This is a genomic window from Streptomyces sp. NPDC050997 (genome assembly GCF_040660135.1).
Taxonomy (GTDB): domain Bacteria; phylum Actinomycetota; class Actinomycetes; order Streptomycetales; family Streptomycetaceae; genus Streptomyces.
Genome location: NZ_JBFAGK010000008.1, coordinates 306,759 through 332,618, shown reverse-complemented (window position 1 = coordinate 332,618; position 25,860 = coordinate 306,759). Strand labels below are relative to the sequence as shown.

General features: G+C 69.8%; 19 protein-coding genes and 1 tRNA gene. 13 read left to right on the top strand and 7 right to left on the bottom strand.

All coding sequences use genetic code 11. From position 1 onward, the window contains the following. Positions 1-35 precede the first annotated feature (35 nt). The 13 genes from AB0H86_RS21105 (at position 36) to AB0H86_RS21045 (ending at position 16,041) form a co-directional block, all read left to right on the top strand. Complete coding sequence (locus AB0H86_RS21105) at positions 36-1,673, top strand: DHA2 family efflux MFS transporter permease subunit (protein WP_362440566.1); 1,638 nt, start codon at positions 36-38, stop codon at positions 1,671-1,673. A gap of 152 nt (positions 1,674-1,825) precedes the next feature. Beyond that, a complete protein-coding gene (locus AB0H86_RS21100) occupies positions 1,826-2,851 on the top strand; it encodes a 6-phosphofructokinase (RefSeq protein WP_362440563.1) in 1,026 nt (341 codons plus the stop codon). A 109-nt stretch (positions 2,852-2,960) separates the two neighbouring features. Then, positions 2,961-5,132 (top strand): hypothetical protein, encoded by a 2,172-nt coding sequence (locus AB0H86_RS21095; RefSeq protein WP_362440560.1) that lies wholly within the window; start codon positions 2,961-2,963, stop codon positions 5,130-5,132. A gap of 460 nt (positions 5,133-5,592) precedes the next feature. After that, positions 5,593-6,372: a 5-oxoprolinase subunit PxpA gene (locus AB0H86_RS21090; protein ID WP_362440557.1), complete on the top strand. Its 780-nt coding sequence runs from the start codon at positions 5,593-5,595 to the stop codon at positions 6,370-6,372. Continuing rightward, positions 6,369-7,148 carry a carboxyltransferase domain-containing protein gene (locus tag AB0H86_RS21085; protein WP_362440554.1) on the top strand — a complete coding sequence of 260 codons (780 nt, stop codon included), beginning with the start codon at positions 6,369-6,371 and terminating at the stop codon, positions 7,146-7,148. The genes AB0H86_RS21090 and AB0H86_RS21085 overlap by 4 nt, the downstream gene beginning before the upstream one ends. Further along, complete coding sequence (locus AB0H86_RS21080; RefSeq protein ID WP_362440551.1) at positions 7,141-8,112, top strand: biotin-dependent carboxyltransferase family protein; 972 nt, start codon at positions 7,141-7,143, stop codon at positions 8,110-8,112. The genes AB0H86_RS21085 and AB0H86_RS21080 overlap by 8 nt, the downstream gene beginning before the upstream one ends. Before the next feature lie 44 nt (positions 8,113-8,156). After that, entirely contained in the window at positions 8,157-9,389 is a 1,233-nt protein-coding gene (locus tag AB0H86_RS21075) for an aminotransferase class I/II-fold pyridoxal phosphate-dependent enzyme (RefSeq protein WP_362440548.1), read from the top strand. A gap of 284 nt (positions 9,390-9,673) precedes the next feature. Then, positions 9,674-10,999 carry an MFS transporter gene (locus AB0H86_RS21070; RefSeq protein WP_362440545.1) on the top strand — a complete coding sequence of 442 codons (1,326 nt, stop codon included), beginning with the start codon at positions 9,674-9,676 and terminating at the stop codon, positions 10,997-10,999. Positions 11,000-11,047: 48 nt separating this feature from the next. Next, a complete protein-coding gene (locus AB0H86_RS21065; protein ID WP_362440542.1) occupies positions 11,048-12,082 on the top strand; it encodes a M24 family metallopeptidase in 1,035 nt (344 codons plus the stop codon). A 118-nt stretch (positions 12,083-12,200) separates the two neighbouring features. Next, positions 12,201-13,013, top strand: a complete 813-nt coding sequence (locus tag AB0H86_RS21060) for an aldo/keto reductase (RefSeq protein WP_362440539.1) — start codon at positions 12,201-12,203, stop codon at positions 13,011-13,013. 95 nt (positions 13,014-13,108) lie between these two features. Next, the gene (locus tag AB0H86_RS21055; protein WP_362440536.1) at positions 13,109-14,089 is read left to right on the top strand and encodes an NAD(P)-dependent oxidoreductase; all 981 of its coding nucleotides are present in this window, start codon (positions 13,109-13,111) and stop codon (positions 14,087-14,089) included. A 77-nt stretch (positions 14,090-14,166) separates the two neighbouring features. Next, positions 14,167-14,844 carry a 4-carboxy-4-hydroxy-2-oxoadipate aldolase/oxaloacetate decarboxylase gene (locus AB0H86_RS21050; RefSeq protein WP_362440533.1) on the top strand — a complete coding sequence of 226 codons (678 nt, stop codon included), beginning with the start codon at positions 14,167-14,169 and terminating at the stop codon, positions 14,842-14,844. 273 nt (positions 14,845-15,117) lie between these two features. Then, complete coding sequence (locus tag AB0H86_RS21045; RefSeq protein WP_362440530.1) at positions 15,118-16,041, top strand: LysR substrate-binding domain-containing protein; 924 nt, start codon at positions 15,118-15,120, stop codon at positions 16,039-16,041. Between the two features lie 132 nt (positions 16,042-16,173). Here the strand turns inward: AB0H86_RS21045 and AB0H86_RS21040 are convergent, their stop codons facing one another. The 7 genes from AB0H86_RS21040 to AB0H86_RS21010 form a co-directional block, all read right to left on the bottom strand. Continuing rightward, a complete protein-coding gene (locus AB0H86_RS21040; protein ID WP_362440527.1) occupies positions 16,174-17,919 on the bottom strand; it encodes an esterase in 1,746 nt (581 codons plus the stop codon). A 249-nt stretch (positions 17,920-18,168) separates the two neighbouring features. Next, positions 18,169-18,240: transfer RNA gene (locus AB0H86_RS21035), tRNA-Phe, on the bottom strand. 230 nt (positions 18,241-18,470) lie between these two features. After that, positions 18,471-19,763 (bottom strand): MFS transporter, encoded by a 1,293-nt coding sequence (locus tag AB0H86_RS21030; RefSeq protein WP_362440524.1) that lies wholly within the window; start codon positions 19,761-19,763, stop codon positions 18,471-18,473. 113 nt (positions 19,764-19,876) lie between these two features. After that, positions 19,877-20,863 carry a ketoacyl-ACP synthase III gene (locus tag AB0H86_RS21025; RefSeq protein WP_362440521.1) on the bottom strand — a complete coding sequence of 329 codons (987 nt, stop codon included), beginning with the start codon at positions 20,861-20,863 and terminating at the stop codon, positions 19,877-19,879. Between the two features lie 97 nt (positions 20,864-20,960). Beyond that, positions 20,961-22,229 (bottom strand): ATP-grasp domain-containing protein, encoded by a 1,269-nt coding sequence (locus tag AB0H86_RS21020; RefSeq protein ID WP_362440518.1) that lies wholly within the window; start codon positions 22,227-22,229, stop codon positions 20,961-20,963. After that, complete coding sequence (locus tag AB0H86_RS21015; RefSeq protein ID WP_362440515.1) at positions 22,219-24,234, bottom strand: biotin carboxylase N-terminal domain-containing protein; 2,016 nt, start codon at positions 24,232-24,234, stop codon at positions 22,219-22,221. Before AB0H86_RS21015 ends, AB0H86_RS21020 begins: the two co-directional genes overlap by 11 nt. A 6-nt stretch (positions 24,235-24,240) precedes the next feature. Continuing rightward, positions 24,241-25,845 carry a carboxyl transferase domain-containing protein gene (locus AB0H86_RS21010; RefSeq protein WP_362440513.1) on the bottom strand — a complete coding sequence of 535 codons (1,605 nt, stop codon included), beginning with the start codon at positions 25,843-25,845 and terminating at the stop codon, positions 24,241-24,243. Positions 25,846-25,860: the final 15 nt, after the last annotated feature.

Below are 25,860 nucleotides of genomic sequence, written 5' to 3'. Positions count from 1 at the left end.
AACCGCGGCGTGGCGCGCCGCAAAGGAGTGTTCTCGTGAACGTCACACCATCGGCGAGCGGGCCGACCGACCGGCGGGCTGCCACGCTCGTCATGGCCTGCTTGGGCGTGTTCGTCGCCTACTTGCCGGTGACCACAGTCGCCGTGAGTCTGCCCGCGATCCAGGCGGCGTTGGCCGCGTCGACCGCCCAACTGTCGTGGGTCCAGGACGCGTTCGTCCTGCCCATGGCCGCGTTCATCCTGACCGCCGGTGTGTTCGGAGACGTTCACGGGCGCAAGAAGGTGTTCCAGGCGGGTCTGCTGTTCTCCGCCGCCGGTGCCGCCGTCGCGCTGGCCGCCCAGTCGATCCAGGTCCTGTGGATCGGCCAGGCTCTCGCCGGACTGGGCGCGGCCGCGCTGCTGCCGACCACACTGGCGCTGATCAGCCACGCGGTGCCCGACTTCCGGGAGCGGGGCAAGTTCATCGGCCTGTGGGCCACCTCGCTCCTGGTGGCGCTGGCGGTGGGCCCGCTGATCGCCGGGGTGATCCTCGACCACGCTGCCTGGCGGTGGATCTATCTGCTGGCCATCCCCGTATCACTGACCGCGATGGTCCTCGCCGCGCGACTGCTGACCGACTCGCGTGCCCCGCACGGGCGCCGGCTGGACTGGCCCGGCCAGCTCACCGCCGCGCCGGCGATCACCGCGCTGGTCTACGGCGTGATCGAAGGCGGCGCCGGCTCCTTCACCGACGTACGGGTCATGTCGGCACTGTTCATCGCCGTGGTCAGCGGTGTCGCCTTCGTCCTCGCCGAGCGACGCAGCGACAGCCCGATGCTGGATCTGACGCTGTTCCGCAGCCCGGCGTTCACGGCCACCACGCTCATCGCGATGATCACCTTCCTGGCGCTGATCGGTTTCTTCTTCCTCCTGAGCCTCTACTTCGGCCTGGTGCAGCAGCTCGACACCCTCCAGGCGGGCTGGCGTCTCCTCATGGTCACCGCTGCGGCCATCGTCATCGGCCAGCCCGTCGGACGTCTCATGCACCGGGTTTCCGCACGCCTGCTGATCACCGTCGGTCTGCTCGTCGTCTCCGGGTCGCTGTTCTCGCTGACCACCGTCGAGGCGGACACCTCGTTCGCCTCCATCGCGTGGCGACTGGCACTGCTGGGTCTGGGGATCGGCGGCGTCCTGACACCCATGACCGCAACCGCCGTCGCCTCCGTGCCCCACCACCTGGCCGGCATGGCCGCGGCCGGCAACAACGCTTTCCGGCAGGTCGGCGGGGCCCTCGGCCCGGCCGTCCTGGGCGCGCTGCTCACCGCCAGGGCCCTCGACACGTTCCCTGGCCACCTCGCCGACGCCGGGGTCACGGGGGCGACACAACAGAGCATCGTGGAGACCGCACAGGCGGGCGGCCTCGGCGCAGTCGCCCAGATGGACCTGGGCGGCAGCACCGGCCAGGCTCTGGGCGCCGTGGGCGAAGCCTTCCTCGACGGCCTCCACCTGTGCCTGATCGTGGCCGCGGCCCTCACCCTGCTCGCCGCCCTGGTCTCCGCGATCCTGCTGCGCACCCCGAGGAAAGCGGCAACCGCCACAGTCAGGGCTGCCACGAACGCTTCGGGCCGTACCCCGTCCGCCCTGTCCGCCGACGCGGTTCCGGCCGCCCCGGGAGGGGGCCGAACGCAGGGGTAGCGCCACGGCCAGGGCTTTGGACCCGGCGTCCGTCGAGTGGCCACTGTGGACCGAACGGAGGGAGGCTTGAAGCAGGCGATCCTGTTCTCGGCAGCACCTCGTACGACGACAAGGCCGCGACCGCGCAGGCGTCCAGCGGATGGGAGAAACCCATGAAGGTCGGAGTACTGACCGGCGGCGGTGACTGCCCCGGCCTCAACGCCGTGATCCGCAGTGTCGTACGCAAAGGCGTCCACGAATACGCCTTCGACTTCGTCGGCTTGCGGGACGGATGGCTCGGCCTGCTCCAGGACCACGTCATGCCACTGGACATCGCCGCCGTGCGAGGGATCCTCCCCCGCGGCGGAACGATCCTCGGCTCCTCCCGCACCAACCCGTTCACACACGAGAACGGGCTGCGACGCATACAGGACACCCTTGCCACGCACGACGTGGACGCGCTCATCGTGATCGGCGGCGAGGACACCCTCGGCGTGGCCACCGAACTGAGCCGTCAGGGAATCCCCCTGGTCGGCGTGCCGAAGACCATCGACAACGACGTCTTCGGCACCGACTACACCTTCGGCTTCGACACCGCGGTCGGCATCGCGACCGAGGCCATCGACCGCCTCCACACCACCGCCGAGTCGCACATGCGCGCCTTGGTGGTGGAGGTCATGGGGCGGCACTCCGGGTGGATCGCGCTGCACGCCGGCGTCGCGGGCGGCGGCAACGTGATCCTCATCCCTGAGCGGCCCTTCGACATCGATCAGGTCTGTGAGCAGGTGAAGAGCCGATTCAAGATCAATTACGCGCCGATCGTCGTGGTGGCCGAGGGGGCCGCCCCGAAGGAGGGGCAGGCGGTCCTCAAGGACCAGTCGCTGGACGAGTTCGGCCATACGCGGCTGTCCGGCATCGGCGAGTGGCTGGCTCGGGAGATCTCGGAGCGCACGGGCAAGGATGCCCGCACCACGGTGCTGGGGCACATCCAGCGCGGCGGCACCCCGAGCGCCTTCGACCGCTGGCTGGCCACGCGCTTCGGGTTGCACGCCATCGACGCGGTCAAGGACGCTGACTTCGGCGTCATGGTCGCCCTCAAGGGCACCCGGATCGTCCGCGTCCCCCTCGCCGATGCCACGGCGAAGAACAAGCTCGTCGATCCGTCGCTGTACGACGAGTTCGAGACGTTCTTCGGCTGACCGGACCCGCCGCCCACCGGACCCGCCGCCCACCGGATCGCTGCCGGACGGCCGCCCACCGGAAAAAACTCCTGGGCGTCGGCTCGCGCACCTCTGCGATTATCCCCGAATGGCGCACAGTTTCGAATCGCTGGTCATCCGGCACACCCACCGCCTTTCCTCCCCCAAGGGCTCTGCCGGGGAAGGAGCCGCCGCCGCACGGCAGTTCGACGCGGTGCTGACATCCGTGGGCTTCAAGCTCTCGGCCGAGCTGCTGGAGCGGCTGTCAGGGCTGTCCGAGGCCGCGGTCGTGCACACCGCCGAGCGAACGCTGCGCACCGTGAGCGAGATGGTGGGCGACCACGTCCGGCACAACTCGTACTTCATCGACTTTCCGGCGAACGTGCCGGACACCGAAGAGTTCTGGATGCGGTGTGTGGCGCAGGCGCTCGGCGACGACACGTCGCGCGAGAACGTGCTGACGCAGCTGGCGCACGGGGTGTTGGACCTGCTCAGCCTCCCCACGTACGGCCGCTACCAGCAGACGTACGAGGAGATGCTCGCGGCGCAGGACGAGCTGATCGCCTCGGCGGGCGACCGGGTGACCGTCCTGCACCTCGGGCGGGACCTGGACGACGAACTCACGGACCTGTACCTGGCCTTGGCGGGCAGCACGACGCCCCTGGGCGAGGACCACCTGCGCGACCTCAAGACCCTCGCCGAGCGATGCGCGCTCGGCCCCCAGCCGGAGGCGATCCCCGTCCGGGAGAACCGGGCGGTCGTCAACGAGGCCCGCCTCGGCGTCGGCGCCGACCTCCTGCTGGACACCGTCACCGATGTGCTCCGGCTGGCCTGCGCACTGTCGGGCGGCGACGTGACGCTCCAGGAGCCGACCCGGTTCCGGACGCTGTCGCGGCCGGTGCGCCGGGGGCTGCTCGCGGGCCTCGACGCCGTGGTCGCGGCGAACCCGGCGAAGCTCGCCGATGTGCACGCGCGCCGGGAGCCCTTCAAGCGGCTCGGTGAGCGTCTCCATCCACACGAGTACCCGCGCTGGCCACACGCCGCCGATGTGTTCGCCGTGGCGCGGGGCGAGAAGGAGGCGCGGTCCTTCGACAGCCGCGTCGGGGAGCTGCTCGACGAGTTCGACGTCACCGGTGCGGTGAAGCTGCTGAAGTCCGCTCCCGGCAAGCTGTTCCGCGCCCTGGACCACCTGCTGCGTATCGCCGCCGACCAGGAGGCGCGGGACGCGGTGGTGGCCGTCGCGGTGGAGGTCGCTCCCGAGGTCTCCGGCCGGGTCGTCCTCTCGGTCCGTGAGCACTTCCACAACCGGGAGCGGGAGACCGACGAACCCCGCATCTTCGTCAACCGCCGGGGCCGCGCCTGGGTGACCTCCGACATCCGGCCTCCGGTACCGGCCGCCGACCGCGACCGTCTGATCGCCGCCCTCGACGCAGAGATACGCCGTCGGCTACCGGCGCCGGGCCGGCTGTTGCTCGACCCCGACGTCCTCGACGTGGCGCTCCCGCTCAGTGGCAGGGCGACCGCGGCCGGGTTCGGCGTACTGCCGCGGGGTTCGGTCTCGGAGGTCGACGGCGAACTGCTGCGCTTCTTCGTGTACTGGAAGGAGACCGAGCGCCAGACCGACTACGACCTGTCGGCCCTGCTTCTGCACAGCGACTACAGCACCGACTCCTGGCTCTCCTACACGGCCCTCACAGCGGTCGGGGGCGAGCACTCGGGCGATGTCACCGAGGCGCCCGACGGGGCCTCGGAGTTCATCAACCTGTCCCTGGACCGGGTGCGCAGCACGTTCATCGTTCCGCAGGTCAACATCTACGCGGGCGAAAGCTTCGAGGAGGTCGAGGAGTCGTTCTTCGGGTTCATGCTGCGCGACGGTGAGCAGAAGGGCCGTCCGTTCGAGCCGCGCACGGTGCGGATGAAGTCGGAGCTGCGTGGGGCGGGCCGTGTGGCGCTGCCGCTGGTCTTCCAGCGCGGGGACGACGGCCGGTGGCGTGCGAAGTGGCTGCACCTGTATCTGAGGGGCATCTCGGAGGAAAACCGGGTCGAGGAGAACCAGGTGTCGGTGTCCAAGGTGGTGCGTGCTCTCGTGGAGCGCGAGCAGCTGACGACGGGGTACCTGATCGACCTGATGTCCCGCGACACCACGGCCGTGGACCTGTGGGGCGGCGAGCCGGTCCCGGACGAGCCCGTGATGTACATCGGTCTCGAACGTCCCGAGGGGCTGCACCCGGACTCCCAGGTCATCACCCTCGAAAATCTGCGCGACTTGATCCCGGGCTGAGTGCTAGCGTGGCCCACGGCGAGGCCATGAAGGGGCTTCCTTCTCATTCACTGGAAATGAACTCAAGTCCTTTCGCTCTCCTCGCCCTCGACGTCGACTGAGAGGCGCCCACGCGGCGCCTCTCAGTTTTTGGTGTGCGCCGGCGGCTCAACACCCGGAAAATTGGCACGACTTGGTGGTCCAGGTAGGGGCGGCCGGCCGCCGCCGACAGCGCTGCCGCCCCGATCGTCTCCGCGCTCGCCGGAATGCCCGTCGCCAGGGTCGCCCGCCCGGCCCACATCCACGGGCACCACCCATCGCGAACGGCTATGCGGCCATGTGGCTTCTTGATGAGCCCTTCCTCCCCCGACCCCGCCGGACCTAGCTTCTGACCTGGAGGCGGTCCTTCACCGGACCCGTTCCACGCGAGCGCCGGACGTGATTCGACGCCGTCCCGACCCGGCAGGAAAGGAGCCTCACTGTGCCTGTCGTCGATCTGGTCGCCGATCTCGGAGAGAGTTTCGGGGCCTACACCATGGGCAACGACGCCGAACTGTTGAAACTGTTGACGTCCGCGAACGTCGCGTGCGGATTCCACGCGGGGGACCCGCGGGTGATGGACGCGACGGTGCGCGCCTGCGTGGAGCGCGGCGTCGGCATCGGCGCGCACCCGAGCTTCCCCGACCTGGTGGGCTTCGGACGGCGGGCGATGGACCTGACCCCGGACGAGGTGCGCACCGACGTGCTGTACCAGATCGGGGCGCTGTCCGCGTTCACCCGCGCGCACGGTACCCGTATCGGACACCTGGCACCGCACGGGCGCCTCGGGAACCTCGTGGTCGTCCGGCGGGAGTACGCCGAGGCCGTCGCCGACGCGGTCGAGGCCTTCGACCCGTCCCTGGTGATCCTGATGCAGGAGGGGGAGATGGCGGCCGTGGCGCGCGAACGTGGCCTGCGGATGGCCATGGTGGGCATCGCCGACCGCGCCTACGAGGACGACGGCACGCTGGTGTCGCGGTCGGAGCCCGGAGCCGTGCTCCACGACCCGGACGAGGTCACCCGCCGGACCGTCCGGATGGTGACCGAAGGGGTGATCACCAGCCGGAACGGGACGGACATACCGGTGCGGACGGACTGTGTGCAGTTGCACGGCGACGGTCCCGCGGCGCTCCAGCTCGCGACGCGCATCCGTGACGCACTCCAGGCCGCCGGCGTCCGTCTGGCGCCGCTGGGCGAGGTGCTGAATGCGCAGGCCGCATGACGGACACGAGCACAGCGATCACGATCGCCATCTCGCCGTGCGGCGACTCCGCGCTGCGCGTCACCGTCGACGGCACCGACAGCGACCGGGTGTGGACGACCGTGCACGGGCTCGCGGGATGGCTCAACAGTGGTGTGACCCACCCCACGGTGAGGGCCGTCCCGACCTACGACGCGGTGCTCGTGGAGTTCGATCCCTACCACGCGGTGGGTGAGGTGATCGCCTCGCACATCCGCTCCTGGGACACCCTGACCGGCGATGGCGGGGAGGCCGACGGCGATGTCATCGACGTGCCGGTGCTGTTCGGCGGTGAGGCGGGGCCCGATCTGGATTGGGTCGCCGGCATCGTCGGCGAGCCGGTGCCGAAAGTCGTCGACCTCGTCTGCGCGAGGGAGCACGTCATCCGCTGCCTGGGCGGCCCGGCCGCGTCGGCCATGATGGACGGACCGGCTTTCGGGATCCCGATTCCCCGGCTGGCGACCCCACGGCTACGCGTACCGCCCGGCGCGGTCTCCGTCGCGGGCCGGCAGGCGGTCATCGGCCCCGTCGCCGCACCGAGCGGCTGGCGGCAGATCGGACGCACCCCCCTGGACATCCTGCGGACCGACCCGAATACCGACCCGAATACCGACCCGAATACCGACCCGAATACCGACCCGAGTACTGACGCCGTTGTCCCGTACCGCCCGGGCGACCGAGTGCGGTTCCTGCCGATCGACGAGGCCGAGTACGCCGACCTGCTCGGCGCTCCGATGGGGTACCGGCACGATGAGTGATCGCCCCGAACTGCACGTCGAGTCCGCGACGGCGTGCGTGGTCACCGACCTCGGCCGGGTCTCGGGCCCCGCGCGCGGATTGGCGGTCAACGGCGCGCTCGACCAGTTCGCCGCCCGCGCCGCGAACGTACTGGTCGGCAACGCGCCCACAGACCCGCTGATCGAGGCCACCGGCTTCGGTGTCACCCTCCGTCCCAGCCACGATGTCCTCATGTCCGTCACCGGCGCGCCCGCCGAACCCGCCGTCGACGGCCATGCGTATCCGGCCTGGGCGCCGATCTCGGTGCGCGCGGGCGAGACGGTGCGGATCCGCGTCTCCGACGCGGGATTGCGCGCCTATGTCGCCGTGCACGGGTCCTTCGATGTTCCCCGGCTGATGGGAAGCTGCGCACCGGACTCGATGATCGAGTTCGGCACCCACGTCACGGCCGGTACCTCCCTGTCCCTGTCGCGATCCCACCCGCCGCTGGTGAACCGGCACTTCGGCGCCACCGTGTTCGACTTCGGCATCCCCCGCGACGTCGGCCGCGTGTCCGCGGTCCTGGATGTGATCGAGGGGCCCGACGCCGCCGAATTCGGCACGGGACTCCAGCGGTTGTACGACTCCCCGTACACGGTCACGCCGCGCATCAACCACGTCGGGCTGCGCGTGGCCGGGCACGTCCCCCGGCGTTCGGTCACCGGGGAGGTGCTGTCGCGTGGTGTGCCGGTCGGGGCCATCGAGGCCCCGGCGGGCGACGAACTGCTCGTCCTGATGCGCGGCCGGGGGGTCACCGCGGGCTACCCGGTGCTCGCGGTGCTCACCTCCGGTGCCCTGGACAACGCGGCGCAGCTCAGACCCGGGCAGGAGGTCCGCTTCCGCCGGACGACCGCGGCCGCCGCCACCGCCGCCTACGTGGAGCGGCGGCGGCTCCTGGACCGGATCGCACTGCGTGCGCGCACCGCTTTCGCGGCACTTGCCTGAACCTTTCGTATGAACACCCCTCGCACCACCGAAGGAGAAAAGGGATGTCCCATTCCGAAACGCTTCGGGCGCCCGCGCCTGCCGAGCGGATGTCGCGTGTCAAGGAGTCACCGAGTTCCCGGGTTGCGGACCGGGTGCGTGCATTCCAGGAGGCGGGCCGCAAGGTCCTCCCGCTGACGATCGGCGAACCCGATTTCGATACGCCGGACCATGTGAAGGACGCGGCGATCGCGGCGATCCGCGCGGGCGAGACAAAGTACACGTCGGCGAAGGGCACCCCCGCCTTGCAGACGGCGATCACCTCCCGTCTGCTGCGGAAGACCGGGCAGTCCTACACCACCGACGAGATCTGCGTGGGCGGCGGCGCCAAGCAGCTCATCTTCCTGGCGTTCGTGGCGACGCTGGACGAGGGCGACGAGGTGATCGTCCCGGCGCCGTACTGGGTGTCCTATCCGGACATGGTCACGGTGAACGGCGGGCACCCCGTGGTCGTCGGCACCACGGCGGCGGAAGGGTACAAACTCACCCCGGACCGGCTGCGCGAGGCCATCACCGACCGGACGAAATGGGTCGTACTGAACACGCCGAACAACCCGACCGGCGCGGTCTACAGCGAGGCTGAGCTGCGCGGTCTTGCTGATGTACTCCGCGCGCACCCGCACGTCTCGGTCCTCTGCGACGAGATCTACGACGAGATCAACTTTGGTGCGCGGCCGGTGCCCAGCGCCGTGACCGTCGCCCCCGACCTGCGGGAACGCATCTTCCTCGTCAACGGTGTGTCCAAGGCTTACGCCATGACCGGCTGGCGGGTCGGCTACGGCGCCGGCGCATCCCGGCTGTGCGCGGCGATCGGCACGCTCCAGTCGCAGAGTTCGTCATGCCCGTCGTCGGTGAGTCAGGCCGCGGCGGTGGCCGCGTTGGACGGCGGCCGGGAGTTCATCGACCGCACGGTACGCATCTACGCCGAGCGACGCGACCTGCTCGTGTCCGGGCTCGGCGCGATCGACGGACTGCGCCCGGCGGTCCCCGAGGGCGGCTTCTATGTGTGGACCGACTCCTCCGGACTGCTGGGGGCCGTGACCCCCTCGGGAACGACGCTGGCATCCGACGCCGATCTCGCGGAGTACTTCCTGGAGACCTCCGGCGTGGTGGTGATCACGGGTGACTCCTACGGCAGCCCAAACCATTTCCGGGCCAGCTTCGCATTGTCCTCCGACACCATTCGAGAAGCCGTCTCGGGGCTCGCACATGCGGTATCCCTCCTGCGCCGCCCATGAATTCACCTCCCTGTGTCTCCGCTTCGCGGGCCGACAGGAATAAGTTTCCGTGATGGCGGCAAAAGAAGCCGCACTGGGAATCCGACGGGGTATACCCACCGGCAATACCGAGGAAATAATCACGGGCCAAAGTTCCTAGTGCCGGTGATCCGCCACCCGGGAGAACGCGACCAGCGTCACGGATTTCGCACTGAAACCGCGAGGGGCGGGTCGGCCCCGACGGCCGGTCGGCCGGCGTCAACCTTCCGGTGACGGCGACGTCACTTTCGTGAAAGGTAGTGCCCGTGAACAGCAAGGTCTCCACGGCTCCGCCGCGTGCGCAGACGCCTCTGGCCAGGCCGAGGGCGACGAAGTTGTCCATCATCGGCGGTCTCGTCGGTGTCTTCATCGAGCTGTACGACAACGCCATCTACGGCTTCGTGGCCGGGACCCTCGCGGTGGTGTTCTTCCCGAGCGACGCTCCGACCACGAGTGTCCTGCTGACCTTCGTGGCCTTCGGCATCCCGTTCTTCTTCCGCCCGGTGGGTGCCGCGGTCGCCGGATCGTGGGGCGACCGGGTAGGCCGCAAACGCGTCCTGCTGGTGCTCATCACCATGATGGCCCTGTCCACCACCCTGGTCGGCGCCCTGCCGAGCTACGCCACGGCGGGCGTCTGGGCGCCGATCTGCCTGTTGTTGCTGCGGTTCGTCCAGGGCTTCGCGATGGGCGGAGAGCCCGGCAACGGCAACTCGTTCCTCGCCGAGCACGCCGGGGACGGGCGGCGGGGGCGGGTGGTCAGCTACGCCAACGCCGCCACGTTCGTCGCGATGCTGCTCGGCACCCTCTTCGCCGCACTGCTCACCGCGGTGCTCAGTACCTCCTCCATGGAGGCATGGGGCTGGCGTCTGCCGTTCCTCCTTGCCCTGCCGCTCGGTGTGGTGGGCCTGCTCGTCCGCCGACTGGCCGACGAGTCACCGGAGTTCACCGAGGCCGAGGAGAAGGGCGAGGTGACCGGCAGCCCGCTGAAGGAGGCGTTCACCTCTCCCGAGATCCTCCGCGCGATGGGACTGACCATCGTGCTGCCGCTGCTCAACAGCTCCGGCTACTTCGTACTCTTCATCTACATGCCGTTGTACATGACGGACCAGATGCACTTCTCAGCCACGGAGGGACTGCTCGTCACGGCCATCATGCTGGCCGTCGGCACGTTCGCCGTGCTCTACGCCGGACGGCTGTCCGACCGGGTGGGCCGCAAAAAGCTGCTCAGCAGCTCGGCGTTCGGCATGGTCGTCATCGGCTTCCCCTGCTACTGGCTGCTGACGCGGGGCTCCTTCGCCACAGCGGTGGTGGGCGCGGTGCTGATGTCCGTGTGTTTCGCCGGTACCAACGGCGTGATGCAGGTGACGCTCGCGGAGCTGTTCCCCACCCGCGTGCGCACCGTGGCGTACGGCGTCGGCTACAACCTCGGCACCGCGATCTTCGGCGGCGGTGCACCCCTGCTCGTCTCGGCGCTCATCGCCGCGACCGGCAGCATCTGGATTCCGGCGATCTACCTCGTCCTCACCTCCGCCGTCGCCGGGTTCACCGCGCTGCGCATCCGCGAGACGGCGTTCGAACCGCTCAAACGCTGAACTTGGCATACCCAGCCGAACACACATTTCCGAAAGGACGGTGGTCCCGTGGCGACAGCAGCCACCTGCCAGGCCGGAGCCCGACTCGACGAGCTCCGCGTACGACTGGACAAGGCGGGCTTCACGGCCCTTCTGCTGACCTCGCCCGCAGGGTGCCGGTACGTGCGGGGATCGGCGCCCGGCCTCGCCGACGGAACCGCCGTCCTGCTCACCACCGACGGCACGGTGGCGAGCGCGACCGGTGACCTCACCGCTGCGGTCACCGCCGCGCTGAGTGCGGCCGGCGTAAGAGCCGGCGTGGTCGGCTCGGAGACCGATGTGCCCTGGGAGGTGCTCGAGCAGGTCAGCAACGCGGGCGTGCAACTGCGCCCCGCCGCCGACCTGGTCTTCGCCGAACTGGCGAGCTGCGAACCCGGCGAACTGCCCGCCTTCGCCGCCGCCGCGGACCTCGCCTCCGTCGGCTACACGGCGGTCATGGACCACCTGCACGTCGGCATGGACGTACGTGAGCTGTCGGGGAACGTCGACCGCTCGATCCGCCGGGCGGGTGGCCTGCTGGGCTGGTACGACCCGTACGGCGCGAGCGGGGCGGCCGGTTCGGACCTGGTGACCGTCCGCGGGCACGACCCCGGCACCGCGCGGCTGACCGCCGCGACCCCGGTCCGCTACGTTCTGCACCCGCTGCTGGACGGGGCCGCGGGATACGCCGCCGCAACCGCCGTGCTCAGCAAGGCGGACGGCCCACTGCGCGCCGCCGGCGACGCCTGTGCCGCCGCTACGGCCGCGCTGCTTGCGGCGCTGCGGCCGGGCGCCCCGCTCCGCGACGGCTGCGCGGCGTTCGACCGAGAGGCCGGCGAGCACCTGGCGACCTGCCGGATCGTCGCGCTGCGCGACGGTGGGGCGTCACTGCCGCTGCTGCCCGACAGCACGGTGATCGCCCAGCCCGGCATGGTGCTCGGCGTACGGACCGAGGTCGTGTCGCCCGGCCGGCGCTCGGTCGAACTCGCGGAGACCGTCGTGGTGACCGCCTCGGGCGCGGACCCACAGGCGCGGACGCCGCTGCGCCTCGTCGAACTGTATTGAGACCTGTACCTGGACCTGGACCTGTACTGCACCGAGACCTGTACCGCCCCGCCGAGCTGCCACGACCGTACGACGGTGCGGCCGTGAGAACCGTGTGAACCGTAAGAGGAGAACCGCCATGGACACGACCCTCCCGTCCGGAGCGGGCCGAGTACCCACGGCCGACGCGGGTGGCCACACCGTGCCGCTGATCGGCTTCGGCACCCACCCCATGCGTGGCGACCAGGCCACCGAAGCGGTGCTGACCGCGTTCTCGGTCGGCTACCGGCTCGTCGACACCGCCACCCGCTACCGCAACGAGGCCGCCGTCGGAGCGGCCCTCGCGGCCACCGACCTGCCCCGGTCCGACCTGTTCGTGACCACCAAGATGCCGCCCGACCAGGTCGGCAGGGAACGGCTGACGCTGGAACAGAGCCTCACCGCGCTGGGCTGCGACTACGTCGACCTGTGGCTGATCCACTGGCCGCCGGGCGGATATCCGGGCGTCACCAGCTGGCGCGAGTTCGTCCGCGCCCGTGACGAGGGCCTCGTACGGGCCGTCGGTGTGAGCAACTACTCGGTCGAGCTCATCGACGCGCTGCACGAGGAGACCGGCGTCTACCCGGCCGTCAACCAGGTGCAGTGGGGGCCGGGCGACCACGAACCGGACTTCGCCGAGGCGATGCGCAGGCGCGGCGTGCTGCTCAGCGCGCACAGCCCGCTGCGCAGCACCGACCTGGACCACCCGGTGCTGACGGACATCGCACGGCGGCACGACCGTTCGGCGCGCGACGTCGTCCTGGCATGGAACCTGCACCACAAAGTCGCGGTGACCGTGAAGTCCGCGCACCGTGAGCGGATGGAGCGGAACCTGTCCGCCGTCGACCTGGCGCTGTCCCCGGCGGACGTCGAGGCGATCGACAGCCTCTCGACGGTCACGACGGCGAAATAGCTCCACGGGCCGACATCGACGCGAACCGGTAGACCGGCCGACACGGCGTGTGAATGTCGCGGCCGGTGAGAAAGGCCATTGTGGTTTATCAGGTAGTGATTACACGAGGTTATGCCCAGCCGGACGGGAGTACCGTCTTCGGCGACATCGGGCTCTCCCGGCTGACCGACGCCGGACTGGCGTGGCGGGTATTGGACGAGGAGATCGAGGAGCTACGCGCCGACCAACTCGATGACGCGGACGCGGTCCTCGTGCTGGGGCACGAGCGGGTCACCGCGGAGTCGATCCCGGCGTCGGGACGGCTGCGGCATGTCGCGCGGTTCGGCGCCGGCTTCGACGCCGTCGACACCGAGGCCTGTACCCGGCGCGGTGTGCTGGTGACCAACGCCCCCGACGCGGTACGGCGGCCGGTGGCCGACTCCGTGATCGCTCTGCTGTACGCCCTGTCGCACCACCTGGTCGTCAAGGACCGGCTGGTGCGGGAGGGACGGTGGGCCGAGCGCGAGGCATGGCGCGGCTCCGGGCTGACCGGCGCGACGGTGGGCATCGTCGGGCTCGGCGGCATCGGGCTGGAGACCGCGCGCCGGGTGCGTGCGCAGGGGTTGCGTGTGCTGGGGTACAACCGCAGCGACCGTAGCCGGGAGGCGGCAGGGATCGGTATCGAACTCCGCCCGCTGCACGAGGTCCTGGCGGAGAGCGACTACGTCGTCGTCACCGTCGCGGCGAACGCCGGTACCCAGCACTTCATCGGGGAGCGTGAACTGGCGCTCATGCGGCAGACCGCCCGGTTGATCAACGTCTCGCGCGGAGTGGTGGTCGACGAGGAGGCGCTGACCGCGCGGCTGTCGGACGGCCGGCTGGCCGGCGCGGGTCTGGACGTGTTCGCCGAGGAGCCACTGAAGAGCGACAGCCCGCTGATCGCGCTGAACAACGTCGTCCTCGCCCCGCACTCCCTGTGCTGGACGGACCAGTACACCGCCGCGGTCTCGGCGAGCGTGGTGGCATCGCTCATCGCGGTGAGCCGTGGCGAACAGCCGGACGAGGTCGTCAACGTGCCGCCCACGCTGCTCACTTGACCCCGCAGGCGGCCCGGTCACAACAACGAGCCAAGTACCTCAGCTCTTGAACTGTTCGAACAAAAGGAAGCCCCGTCGTGATCCACGTACGCACGAAGATCGACCGCCCGTCCGCGGAGGTGGTGGCGGCGCTCGGCCGGTTCTCCGCCGCGACCATCCACGAGGCGCAGGGCCGCAAGGGCGCTCTGGCGCACCGGCTGAAGCCCGTGGACCCCGCCATGTCGTTCTGTGGGCCTGCCTTCACGGTCGAGGCGCAGGCGGGCGACAACATCATGGTCCAGGTCGCCATCTCGTACGCCGAGCCCGGTGACGTCGTGATCGTCGCCGGTTCGGAGTTCGAGCAGGCCGGTTCCTTCGGTGACGTCCTCGCCACCGCCTGTCAGAGCAAGGGACTGGCAGCGTTCGTCACCGACTCCGGCGTGCGCGACAGTGCGGACCTGCGGACACTGGGCTTTCCTGTCTTCTCCGGCTCGGTCTGCATCGAGGGAACGGTCAAGGAGACCCTCGGCCTGGTGAACCGCCCGATCTCCGTCGGCGGGCAGATCGTCCGGCCCGGCGACATCCTGCGCGGCGACTCCGACGGCATCGTCGTGGTCGACCCGGAGGAGGCCGAGGAAGTCGTACGGCTCTGCCGGCAGCGTGAGGACCACGAGGCGGAGATCCGGGAGCAGCATCGCCGCGGTGACAGGACGCTGATCGAGGTGCACGGGCTCACCGAGAAGCTGAAGGTCAAGGGCCTGGTCGTCGAGGAGTGAGACGAGTTCGGGAGCCGAGCCGTCGCACACCCCGAGGGCCTGCGCGCGCGGATCGTGCTGTCGACCCGGAGACCGGCCCCGCCGGTACGGCGTCGCCGTGCTCGACGCACTGATGAGCGGCGGGGTACGTTCACCGGGATGTCTCTCCTCATGTGGTTACCCTCCTCCGCCCATGACGACGGTCTCGGCGCCGTGGGCGGTCACCTCGGACGCCGCTGATCACGGCGAGGACCGCCACCCCAAAGGAAGAGCGCCACCCCGAGGAGGAGCTCGATGGACACCCGCAGGCTCGGTTACTTCGTCAGGGTGGTCGACGTCGGGAACATCACCAGGGCCGCGGACTCGCTGCACATCACGCAATCCGCGCTCAGCCAGCACATCTCGGCGCTGGAGAACGACTTCAAGGCCCGCCTGCTCGAACGCACCGGCCGCGGTGTGGAGGTCACGGCGTCCGGGCGCTCCCTCTACCGCTACGCACAGGGCATCCTCCGCCTCGAGAAGGCCGCACGGATCGACCTGCGCGCCGGCAGCGACACCCCGGCCGGGCTGGTGACCGTCGGCCTGGCCTCGTACAGCATGGCTCCGGGCCTGGGTGCACCGCTGCTGCGGGCCGTGCGCGAACGGTACCCGAACATTCAACTCCAGCTGATCCAGAACCTGACGGTGGTGATGAGCCAGGCCGTGCTGCTCGGCCAGGTGGACATGGCGCTGATCTACGACCCCGGCTATGTCAAGGGAGTCGTCTTCGAGCACGTCCTGGAGGAGGAGTTCCATCTGATCACCAGCGTCAGGACACCGCCCGTCACGAGCCGCGGCGGCACCGTCACGCTCAAGGAGGCCAGCCGCCTGGACTTCATCATGCCGAGCGAACTGCACACCGTCCGGCACATCACCGACGCCGCCTTCCACGCGGCGGGACTGCACTGCTCGGTCGTCGCTGAGGTCGAGCCGAACACGGTGCTGCGGGACGCCGTGGTGAACGGGCTCGGTGTGACGGTGCTGCCGCTCACGGCCGCCAAGGCCAACTTCGCCCCCGACGAGGTTCGCATCTACCGCTTCGCCGACGCCCGGCTGCGTACCGCGATGTCCCTGTGCACCCCCGAGGTGCAGCCGCTCTCGCACGCTGCCGCGCTGGTGGCGGACCTGCTGCGCACGCTCATCCTGGATCTGCCGACCACCGGCCGGAAGTCCGCGTGAGCGGGGGACTCCCGACGCACGTCGTGTAGGCGGGCAGCGCCGGAGGTTGTGCTGCCGGGAGCGTCTCCGCTCCGGTGCCGGGCGTCTGATCGAGGCTCGTCGCTCAGGCACCCGGGCTGTCCGGGCCGGTGGTCACCTCTTGGTGATGGACGCCACCCAGCTGATGAAGTTCGTCGTGGAGTCGCCGGTGCGCTCGGCCTGTGTGTGTCCCTGGGCCCACACGGTGGCGAAGTCGACGTTGTGGATGCCGTAGTTCTGCAGGGCCAGCGCGATGTTGATCTCGGTCGTATTGGCGGTGTCACCCTGCATGATGCCGGTGCGGATGCGCCAGTTGCGCGCCACCTGCGACCGGCGGTAGCCGGCGAAGGCGGGTGAGAGGAAGTACAGGGGGTTGTACGCGTCGGCCCGCCAGGCGATGTCCTTGCCGACGCTGTCCTTCTTGGCGAAGTCACTGTCGTACGCCGAGGAGCCGTAGTCGGAGTTCCAGTCGGAGTACGTGGCGTACGTCGTCTCGTTCGCCTTGATGACGTCACGGGTGAGCGGCGCGAAGTGCGACGGGGCGCCCAGCCCCATCGCGAAGACGTTGTTCTCGGTCTGCGCGCGGGAGTACCCGTCGAACGCGCCGACCGGCTTGTTCCCGGTCTTCTGGCTGTTGGCGAAGCCCTTGAGGCCGGACACCGTGGCGGTGTTGGTCGTCGCGTCGTAGGTGACCCAGGTGCTGTCGGTGTTGAGGTAGGCGATGTAGTCGGCGACCGTCTCGTACGTGGTCGAGGACCCCGGCTGGCCCGATCCGGGCGGGCCGCCCATCGTGGTGACGGTGTACGGGAAGGTGGTGTCGGACAGGAAGTGGTTCAGCGAGGTGGTGATCACCTCGATCAGGTAGTCGTAGTAACTGCCGGCCAGGTGAATGCCGCTGCTGGACTCGGTCAGCTCCAGGCGCCTGCCCTGCTCGTCGCGCAGACCCAGACGGTTGAGGTACTTGGGCCAGGCCTTTGCCAGGTCCGTCGAGTAGGCGCTGGTCCATGTGCCGGACGCGCGCGTGCCGGTCGAGGCGAACTGGCCCATGTTCCACTCGTAGGACAGGTTGGCCTCGTGCAGGCTGGTGATCGGGCACCAGGCCATGACGCCGGCGACCGCGTCGCTGAGGGGTCGGCCCTTGGCGTCCTCCATCGCCGCGCCGATCGTACGCAGGTAGGGGTCGAACAGGGGGCTGTCACCGGACGCACCCGCCACGGTGTCCTGGGCGCCGCCGCCGCTCATGCCGAACAGGACGATGTCGTCCGTGCTGCCGGGCAGGACGCTCCGGTTGTACCGGAGGAAGCGGACCGCGGCCTTGAGGTCGGTCACGCCCCAGGGGGCCGCGTCGGAACGGGTGCTGGTGGAGCCGTCCCGGCCGCGCAGGCCCGGCCACACGTAGATGTGCCCGGCCGCGAGGTACTTCGACACGCTGCTGTAGCTGTAGGACGTGGCCGGCTTCTGCGAGGCGTAGCCGGGGGTGTTGACCGGGATCACGATCGGTGCCGTGCGTCCCGAGTAGTCGCCGACGGTGCCCTTCGGGTTGACCGTCGCGGTGTACGTGGTCCCATCACTGTTCACGGTGGCCGTCAGATAGGCGCCCGGCACATAGATCGACAGGTTCTCGTAGTCCGTCGTGGCCGGGTTGGCGACGTACACCTTCCCGAGCTGGTAGTACACGTCGTTGGGCGAGTCGTACGACCAGGCGGTGGAATCGAACTCCAGCGAGTACGCCGAGGACGTGCTCGACGAGCTGCGCGACGATGAGGTGCCGGCGAAGGCCGTGCCTGCCGCGCCCTCTGCGATTCCGAACGCGGCTACGGCCGCGGCGCCCCGGATAACGGCTCTGCGGTTGATGTCCACCCGTAGACCTCCTTGTACAGCGGGTTACGTGGTCACAGCCGTACCTGCGCACCGCCCCGGCGACACCGCGGGCAGGTCGGGCTGTGCGGCTCACTCGAGTCCCAGACTGTAGGCAAGGAGCCTGTGGATCGTTGACAATTTCGATAAAAATTTTGTTAGAAGGTCCACCGCGGCGCCGCTTGCGGTGCGGAAGGGCGAGTTGAGCGAGGCCGGGATCCGTTCCCTGGAGGGGGAGCTACTCAGGGTGCCTGGTGCCCCGGCAGGATTCGAACCTGCGACACCCGCTTCAGGAGTGGGATCGCGTCCTTGCGGGGTGGGGGCCGGCGCTGCCGCGCGGTGCTGTTTCCCCTGGTCGGAACTGTTGGCTGCCGAGCAGCGCCTGGTCAGACCTGCCCGAGTTCGATCTCCACTGGGAACGGGGCCACATCTACGAACGCGACGTGTACGTCCGCGGCCCGCCCGCCATGACCAGGGCCGTACTCACCGGCCTACCCGGCCTTGGGGGAAGGCCCGACTCCAGTTCGCAGAACGCCCAGCAGGCCGAAGACCGCTCAGCGCTCGCTCACGCCGGTTCCAGAAGGTGATGACGGTGAGTGCGCCGACTCATGGTGGCGCTCCGGCACGGCGGCTCCGGCGTCGGCCCATGGGCGGGCCGACGAGCGTGCGCGTTCGGCCCAGCGGGCGGTCGGAGGGATGGCGAGGCCGGTCAGGGCGAAGCCGAGCCCCACGATCCACCAGCCGACCCGGCCCTGGTCGATGCAGAGCGCGATCAGGACGGAGGGGCCGAGCGAAGTGCCCAGTCCCAAGCCCATCCCGAACAGGCCCTGGTACTGGCCGAGGGACTCCTTGGGCGCGAGCGCGAAGGAGAGCTCGAAGCCGCCGGCGGCCTGCCAGATCTCGCCCACCGTGTGGACGGTGACGGCCGCGAGCAGCACGAGGAGGACAGCCCATGTCGGCAGCCCGGGCAGTACCGATATCGCGACGCACGCGAGCAGGAACGCGAACCCGGCCCGGCGGAACGCGGCCGCCGCGGAGGGAACGGTGTCGATGTTCCTGCTCCCGCGCACCTGCAGGCAGACAACGAGGGCCGTGTTGGCCAGCATCACGGCTGACACCGACCAGGCCGGAGCCGCAGTCCGGTCGAGCAGCCAGAGCGGAACCGCGACGGTCAGCACCCGGTACTGCATGGCCATCAGCCCGTCCAGGACCGTGAGCACCACGTACGGACGGTCCCGCAGCGCGATCCACCGCGGACCGGGGCGCGCGTTCAGCGGCGGCACGCTCGGCATGAAGGCCGCCATCGCGGCCCCGACCGCGTACGACACCGCGCTCGCGCCGATGATCAGCACGTACGCCGACCTGGTGTCGCGTTCGATCGCCCAGGCCGCGACGACGGAACCGGCCGCGATGCCGAGGTTCGTCACCGCCCGCAGGTAGCCGCGGAACTCGGCCGGCTTCTCGCCCCCGTACTTCTGCACCAGGGGACTGCGCGCGGCTGGGCCCGCGGCCTGCGCGACGGCGCCCAGGGACGCGCACACCACGAAGGCCCAGAAGTCCCGGGTCAGGCACAGACCGGCCATCGCCAGACCGCCCAGGAGCAGCGTGACCGTGTAGACGGCACGTGCTCCCAGCCGATCGGCGAGATGACCGATCGGAATGCCCGCCACCAGCGACACCGCGCCCGCGACACTCATGCCGAGACCGACCTGCGTGGCCGGCAGGTTCAGCCCGCGCGTCAGGTACAGCACACCGGCCGTAAGGTAGATGCCGTACCCCAGCATCGTGAGCAACGTCGCTGCGACCAGCAGCCGTTGTGGCTTTCCCGCGGGAAGCATTGCGGACATGGTTCGACCCTTTCCATGGCGAAGTCGCGGTGTCGTGCAGAGGTTCGGCCCGGGCGCCCGATCGGCTTCCGGTGCCGGGCGTGCCGGAGGGTCACCCGGGATTTCTCGGAGCGCTACCGCTCCAGAAGCGCGAGCGCACTGTTCATGCCCCCGCCGAAGGCCGCGAGCAGCACGGTCTCGCCCGCGCCGATCCTGCCCGCCCGGCATGCCTCGTCCAGGGCGATGGGTATGGAGGCGGCGCCGGTGTTGCCCACGCGATCCACGTTCACATGAGTGGTGGCCGTCGGCAGCGAGAGGAGCTCCGAGAGCTCGCCCAGCATGATCCCGTTCGCCTGGTGCGGTATGAAGTGCCGCACCAGGTCGGCTGCTACGCCTTGTTCCATGAGCAGTTCGTGCACGAGCTTGGGCACAGTGTCCGAGACGAACTCCCTCACCGCCCGGCCCTCCATCCGGAAGTGGTGTCGGCCGTCGCGTACGGTCCGCTCCGAGGCGGGCAGTCGGGAGCCGCCGGCCTCGACTCGGATCAGGTCCTTGCCCTCGCCGAACCCGCGGAGCTTGCTCGCGTACAGTCCGCGTCCCCGGGCGACCGGGCCGAGCACCACGGCGCCCGCGCCGTCGCCGAACAGCACCGCGGTCCTGCGGTCCGTGTGGTCGAGGGTCCGCGAGTACACGTCCGCGCCGATGACGAGTGCCGCGCCGCCGGAGCCCTCGACCGCGAGGTGTCCGCGAGCCAGAGACAGGGCGTAGACGAATCCGCTGCAGACGGCGTTGACGTCGACCGCGGCCGCCTGGGCGGCGCCGATCCGGTCCTGGACGAAGCTCGCGGTCGCCGGCTGGGGTTGATCGGGGGTGGAGGTGGCGACGATGACGAGGGAGATGTCCGACGCATCGAGCCCGGCCGCGTCCAGCGCACGCCGAGCGGCTGTTGCCGCGAGGTCCGACGTGGCCTGGTCCTCGGCCGCCCGGTGCCGGGAACGGATCCCGGTCTTGCGTTCGATCCAGGGGGCGTCCACCCCGGCGGGTCCGGCGATCTCCATGTTGGAGACGATGCGTTCGGGCAGGTAGGAGCCGGTGCCCAGCACGCCGATCACATGGTTCATGCGGTGTCTCCTTGGAGTGCTTGGTGTCGAGTGCTGTGCGTTCTTGGCGTGCCTTGCTTCCTTGGCGGTACGTCGATGCTTTCCGGATCGTGGTGCATCAGGAGGATGGATCGGTCGAGCGGTCGGGCTCCACCGTGAAGACGAGGGATTCGGCGAGTTCCCGCGCCAGCTTCTCGGCGGCCGGGGCGTCCTCCGCGCCGACCACGATCAGCCCTGCCCGGTCGCTCGACCTGCGCAGGGGGTGGATACGGTCACCGGGTTTCACTGAGATTTCGGAGTACAGCACCGAGGGGTGGCGTCGCACTTCGTCCCACCCTTCGACCGAAAGCAGCCTTCCGGGAGGCGGAGTGAAGTAGCGCACGGCCGCGCCCCGCTCGGGAAGTTGGCCGGACCGCCCGTCGCGGCGCCCGAGGAGGTCGTCGTAGACGACGCCGTACAGGTCGAGCCCCGGGACGGCGTGCTCGAGCATGCGGTGGATCCAGTCTCCGCCGTAGCGGCCGTGCACTTCACCGAGCACGACATCGTCCGGGGTGAGCCAGAGCTCCACGTGGAAGGCGCCGGCACGCAGGCCGAGGACGCGCAGAGCGGCGGTGACGCTCGCCTCGATGCGGGCTTTTTCGGCGGGGGACAGAACCGCGGGAAGCGTGTGCCCGATCTCGACGAAGAAGGGCGGCGCGGCCTTGTCCTTCGCCGTGATGGCGAAGATGTGCGGTTGTCCCTCCAGGAACACGCCCTCGACGCTGAACTCCGGTCCTACTACGAACTCTTCGATCAGGAATCGGTTCGGATCGGGCAGGGCGTCAAGGGCCCTCGCGAGGTGCTCCGGCGTTTCGACCAGGCTCACGCCGATGCTGCCCATGGCATCTCGGGGCTTGACCACCCAGGGGCCGGGGACTTCCTCCATGAACGCTTCAGCATCCGCCGCGCTGTCGCACAGACGTACCCGCGGTTGTGTGAAGCCGGACTCGGACAGCGCTGCCCGGCACAGGTCCTTCGTACGGACTCGGTGGACCGCCTCTGGGGGATTGCCCGAGGCTCCGACGACCCGCGCGGTCTCCGCGACGGTGACCTGGGCCATCTCCTGGAGCGCGTAGACGGCGTCGATCGTCCGGCCCTCTGCCGCCTCGGCGGTGGCCCACTCGGACATGGCTTGCGGATCGATGAAGTCGACCGCCGATACGGCGTCGGCCGCGGCGATGACCTCGGGCGTCGCGGCCAGAGCGGCGGCCGGGGCGACGACGTGCGTTCGGATACCGCGTGCGCGGGCCTGTTTCAAGGCTTCGACCACCATCGCGACGCTGATCGTCACGGCGCGGGCGCCGCCGACGAGGAGCAGGGTGGGGCGGGGAGTGTGATCAACGGTCATGTTCGCTCCGTTCCGGTTCGGGCCCGACCGGCTGTCCCGGCGGGGGCCCCGTTGGTTCCTCGGGCAGCAGCATCGCCAGGACCTGACCCGCCGCCACGGACTCGTGCAGGACACAGCCGAGCTTCTCGATCCTGGCGGGGGCGGGCGCGGCCAGGCGGTGCTCCATCTTCATGGCTTCGATCACGACGACCGTCTCACCGGCTTCGACCCAATCTCCTTCCGTGTGCGGGAGGGAGACCACGACGCCGGGAAGCGACGCGCGAAGGACGTTGTCCGACGCCGCGGCGCCCTGGTCGGACCGGACTTCGCCAGTGACGGTGAACCGGTGTCCGTCGATGGACAGTTCGACGTCGGCGCCCGTGCGCATACCGGACCATCGGCGACCTCCGACGTGGCCATGCCACATCGCATCCTGCCGGACGACCCGGACGTCGAAGGCCCGGTCCCCGACGGCGACGGTCAGGAGGGACCCGGTCCGGGCCGTGATGGCCGCCTGCCGACGGTTCCCGCGGCAGTAGACCGTCACCTGGCCCAGCGGCGCCTCGGGCGCCAGCTCCGTGCGGTCGAAGGGCCCCACCCGTCCCCACCACGGTGACGCGGTGTCGCCCGCGGGCATGCCGGCCATCGCGGCGGCGCAGACGACGGCGAGATCCGCTGCGTCGGGACCCTCGTCAGGTACGACGCCGTCCACCAGATGGGTGTGCGTACGGCCCGCCATCACTCGGGGATCGCCCAGGAGACGGGCGAGGAATCCGACGTTCGTCGTCAGGCCAAGGACGGTGGTGGACCGGAGCGACTCGAGCATGCGGTTCAGTGCCGCGGCACGGTCCGGCCCGTGGGCCACCAGCTTGGCGATCAGCGGGTCGTAGTGTTCCGACGCCACGCCCGCGGTGTCGAAGGCCGCTTCCACCCGCACCGAGTCCGGCCATCGCGCGTACAGCGCCCGGCCAGGCGCCGGCCGGAAGCCGGCCGCCGGGTCCTCCGCGTAGACGCGGCACTCGATCGCGTGGCCGCTGCTGACGATCTCCTCCTGTGCCAGCGGCAGCGGCTCGCCCGCCGCGACCCGAAGTTGCCACTCGACCAGGTCGACCCCCGTGATCGCCTCGGTGACGGGATGCTCGACCTGCAGTCGGGTGTTGACCTCGAGGAAGAAGAAGTCGCCCCCGGGAGCGACGATGAACTCGAAGGTGCCCGCGTTCACGTAGTGCAGCGCCCGCGCGCCGCGCACGGTGGTTTCGAGCATCGCCTCCCGTACGGAAGCGTCGAGGCCGAAGGCCGGCGCCTCTTCGACGATCTTCTGGTGCCGGCGCTGCAACGAACAGTCACGCTCGTACAGGTGGACGACGGAACCCTGGGTGTCCCCGAAGACCTGCACCTCGATGTGGCGTGGCGACGGGATGTACCGCTCGGCGATGATCCGCCCGTCTCCGAAGGCTGCCCGTCCCAGCCGGATGGCCTCGGCCGCCGCGTCGGCCAGCTCGGACTCGTCGGCGACCACCCGCATGCCCTTGCCGCCGCCCCCCGCGGCGGGCTTGAGTATGAGCGGGTAGCCGATTCTCCGTGCGTCCGCGGCCACTTCGGCCACCGACTCGGTGGCCTCCCGGGAGCCGGGCAGGACAGGTACGCCCGCCGCCTGCATCAGCTTCCGGGCCGTGGCCTTGTCGCCCATGGCCCGGATGGTCTCCGGCTGGGGTCCGATGAAGGTCAGGCCCGCCTCGACGACCCGTTCGGCGAACCGTGGGTTCTCGGACAGGAACCCGTACCCCGGATGGACCGCGTCGCACCCGTGGCGCAGCGCCGCGTGGATCAGCGCGTCGATGTCGAGGTAGCTCTCCACCGCGGGAGCCGCGCCGATGCGGACCTTCTCGAAGGCGCCCGTCAGGTGCTCGGCCCCGGCGTCGGCGTCCGAGTAGACGCTGACGTACTCGACGCCGAGCCGCGCACAGGTGCGGGCGATCCGCCGCGCGATCTCACCGCGGTTGGCGATCAGGATTCGCTTCAGCATGGCCCCTCACATCCTGAAGACGCCGAAACGCGTCTCCTGCTTGGGCGAACCGGCCGCCATGGCAAGGCTCAACGTCATCCACTCCCGGGTCTCCACGGGATCGATCACCGCGTCCACCCACAGCCGAGCTCCGAAGTAGACGGGCTGCGACTGCTTCTCGTACGCCTCGATGATCGGTTGCTTGATCGCTTGCTCCTCCTCTTCGGAGAGGGTCCTGCCCTGCTTGGCCAGCTTGTCCTGGTGGATCAGCGCCATCACCGTCGCGGTCTGCTCCGCGCCGACCACGGTGGAGCTGCCGCTCGGCCACATGGCCATCAGCCGCGGTCCCATCGACCGGCCGCACATCGCGAAGTTGCCCGCGCCGTAACTGCCCCCGATCACGATGCTGAACTTCGGGACGCGCGCGGTGGAGACCGCGTTGACGAGTTTCGCTCCGTGCTTGGCGATGCCCTCGGCCTCGTACTGGGAGCCGACCATGAAGCCGTTGATGTTGTGGAGGAACAGCAGGGGGATGTCCCGCTGGACGCAGAGCTCGATGAAGTTGGCCGCCTTCAGCGAGCTGTCCGGGAAGAGGACGCCGTCGTTGATGACGACGCCGACCGGATATCCGCCGATGCGGCCGGTGCCGCAGACGATGGTGGTCCCGTACCTGGCCCGGTACTCGGAGAATTCGCTTCCGTCCAGCAGACGCGCGAGGATTTCGCGGGCGGGGATGTGCTCCCGCAGCCCGGCGCTGACGATGCCAGGGAGTTCGGCAGGGTCGTAGAGAGGTTCCTGGGGCGGGACGGGCGGCTCACTCACCGGCGGCGCGGGATGGCGCGACACGATCTCGCGGACGAGGGCCAGGGCGTGCTCGTCGTCCTCCGCCAAGTGATCGGCCACGCCGGAGACCCTCGTGTGCAGGTCGGCTCCGCCGAGCGTCTGAGCGTCGACGACTTCGCCGGTGGCCGCCTTCACCAGCTGCGGTCCCCCGAGGAACACCGTGCCGGTTCCGCGTACGATCACCACCTCGTCGCACATGGTCGGGATGTACGCGCCTCCGGCCGTGCACGATCCCATGACCGCGGCGATCTGGGCTGTCCCGGCCGCCGACATCTCCGCGATGTTGCGGAAGATCCGGCCCAGGTGGTGCTCCCCCGGGAAGAGGTCCTCCTGCAACGGCAGGTACACCCCGCCGGAATCGACCAGGTAGACGCAGGGCAGGCCGTTCTCGCGGGCGATCTCCTGAGCGCGGAGGTGTTTCTGCACGCTGAGCGGGAAATACGTGCCGCCCTTGACCGTGGCGTCGTTCGCGAAGATCGTCACCAGGCGGCCGGCGACCACCCCGATGCCGGTGACCAGCGCGGCCGAGGGCACGGGCTGGTCGTACACGTCGTGGCCCGCCAGCTGCCCGATCTCCAGGAACGGGGTCCCGGGATCGAGCAGTCGGGAGATCCGCTGCCGTGCGGTGAGCTTGCCTCGCTCGGTGTGCCGTCGATGGGCGCGTTCGTCGCCGCCGGCCGTCGAGGCGCCGCGGGCCCGGACGACGGTGTCGCGCCTACGCTCGAAGTCCTCTACGTTCCGGCGGAAAACGCCTGATCCGGTGTCGATGTTCGTTGTGAGTACAGCCATGCGATGAGAACCCCG

Bases quoted from the DNA above. Each gene is read 5' to 3' on its own strand.
- AB0H86_RS21100 (WP_362440563.1), top strand. From the start codon at position 1,826: ATGAAGGTCGGAGTACTGACCGGCGGCGGTGACTGCCCCGGCCTCAAC.
- AB0H86_RS21095 (WP_362440560.1), top strand. From the start codon at position 2,961: ATGGCGCACAGTTTCGAATCGCTGGTCATCCGGCACACCCACCGCCTT.
- AB0H86_RS21085 (WP_362440554.1), top strand. From the start codon at position 6,369: ATGACGGACACGAGCACAGCGATCACGATCGCCATCTCGCCGTGCGGC.
- AB0H86_RS21080 (WP_362440551.1), top strand. From the start codon at position 7,141: ATGAGTGATCGCCCCGAACTGCACGTCGAGTCCGCGACGGCGTGCGTG.
- AB0H86_RS21075 (WP_362440548.1), top strand. From the start codon at position 8,157: ATGTCCCATTCCGAAACGCTTCGGGCGCCCGCGCCTGCCGAGCGGATG.
- AB0H86_RS21060 (WP_362440539.1), top strand. From the start codon at position 12,201: ATGGACACGACCCTCCCGTCCGGAGCGGGCCGAGTACCCACGGCCGAC.
- AB0H86_RS21045 (WP_362440530.1), top strand. From the start codon at position 15,118: ATGGACACCCGCAGGCTCGGTTACTTCGTCAGGGTGGTCGACGTCGGG.
- AB0H86_RS21030 (WP_362440524.1), bottom strand. From the start codon at position 19,763: ATGTCCGCAATGCTTCCCGCGGGAAAGCCACAACGGCTGCTGGTCGCA.
- AB0H86_RS21025 (WP_362440521.1), bottom strand. From the start codon at position 20,863: ATGAACCATGTGATCGGCGTGCTGGGCACCGGCTCCTACCTGCCCGAA.
- AB0H86_RS21020 (WP_362440518.1), bottom strand. From the start codon at position 22,229: ATGACCGTTGATCACACTCCCCGCCCCACCCTGCTCCTCGTCGGCGGC.
- AB0H86_RS21015 (WP_362440515.1), bottom strand. From the start codon at position 24,234: ATGCTGAAGCGAATCCTGATCGCCAACCGCGGTGAGATCGCGCGGCGG.
- AB0H86_RS21010 (WP_362440513.1), bottom strand. From the start codon at position 25,845: ATGGCTGTACTCACAACGAACATCGACACCGGATCAGGCGTTTTCCGC.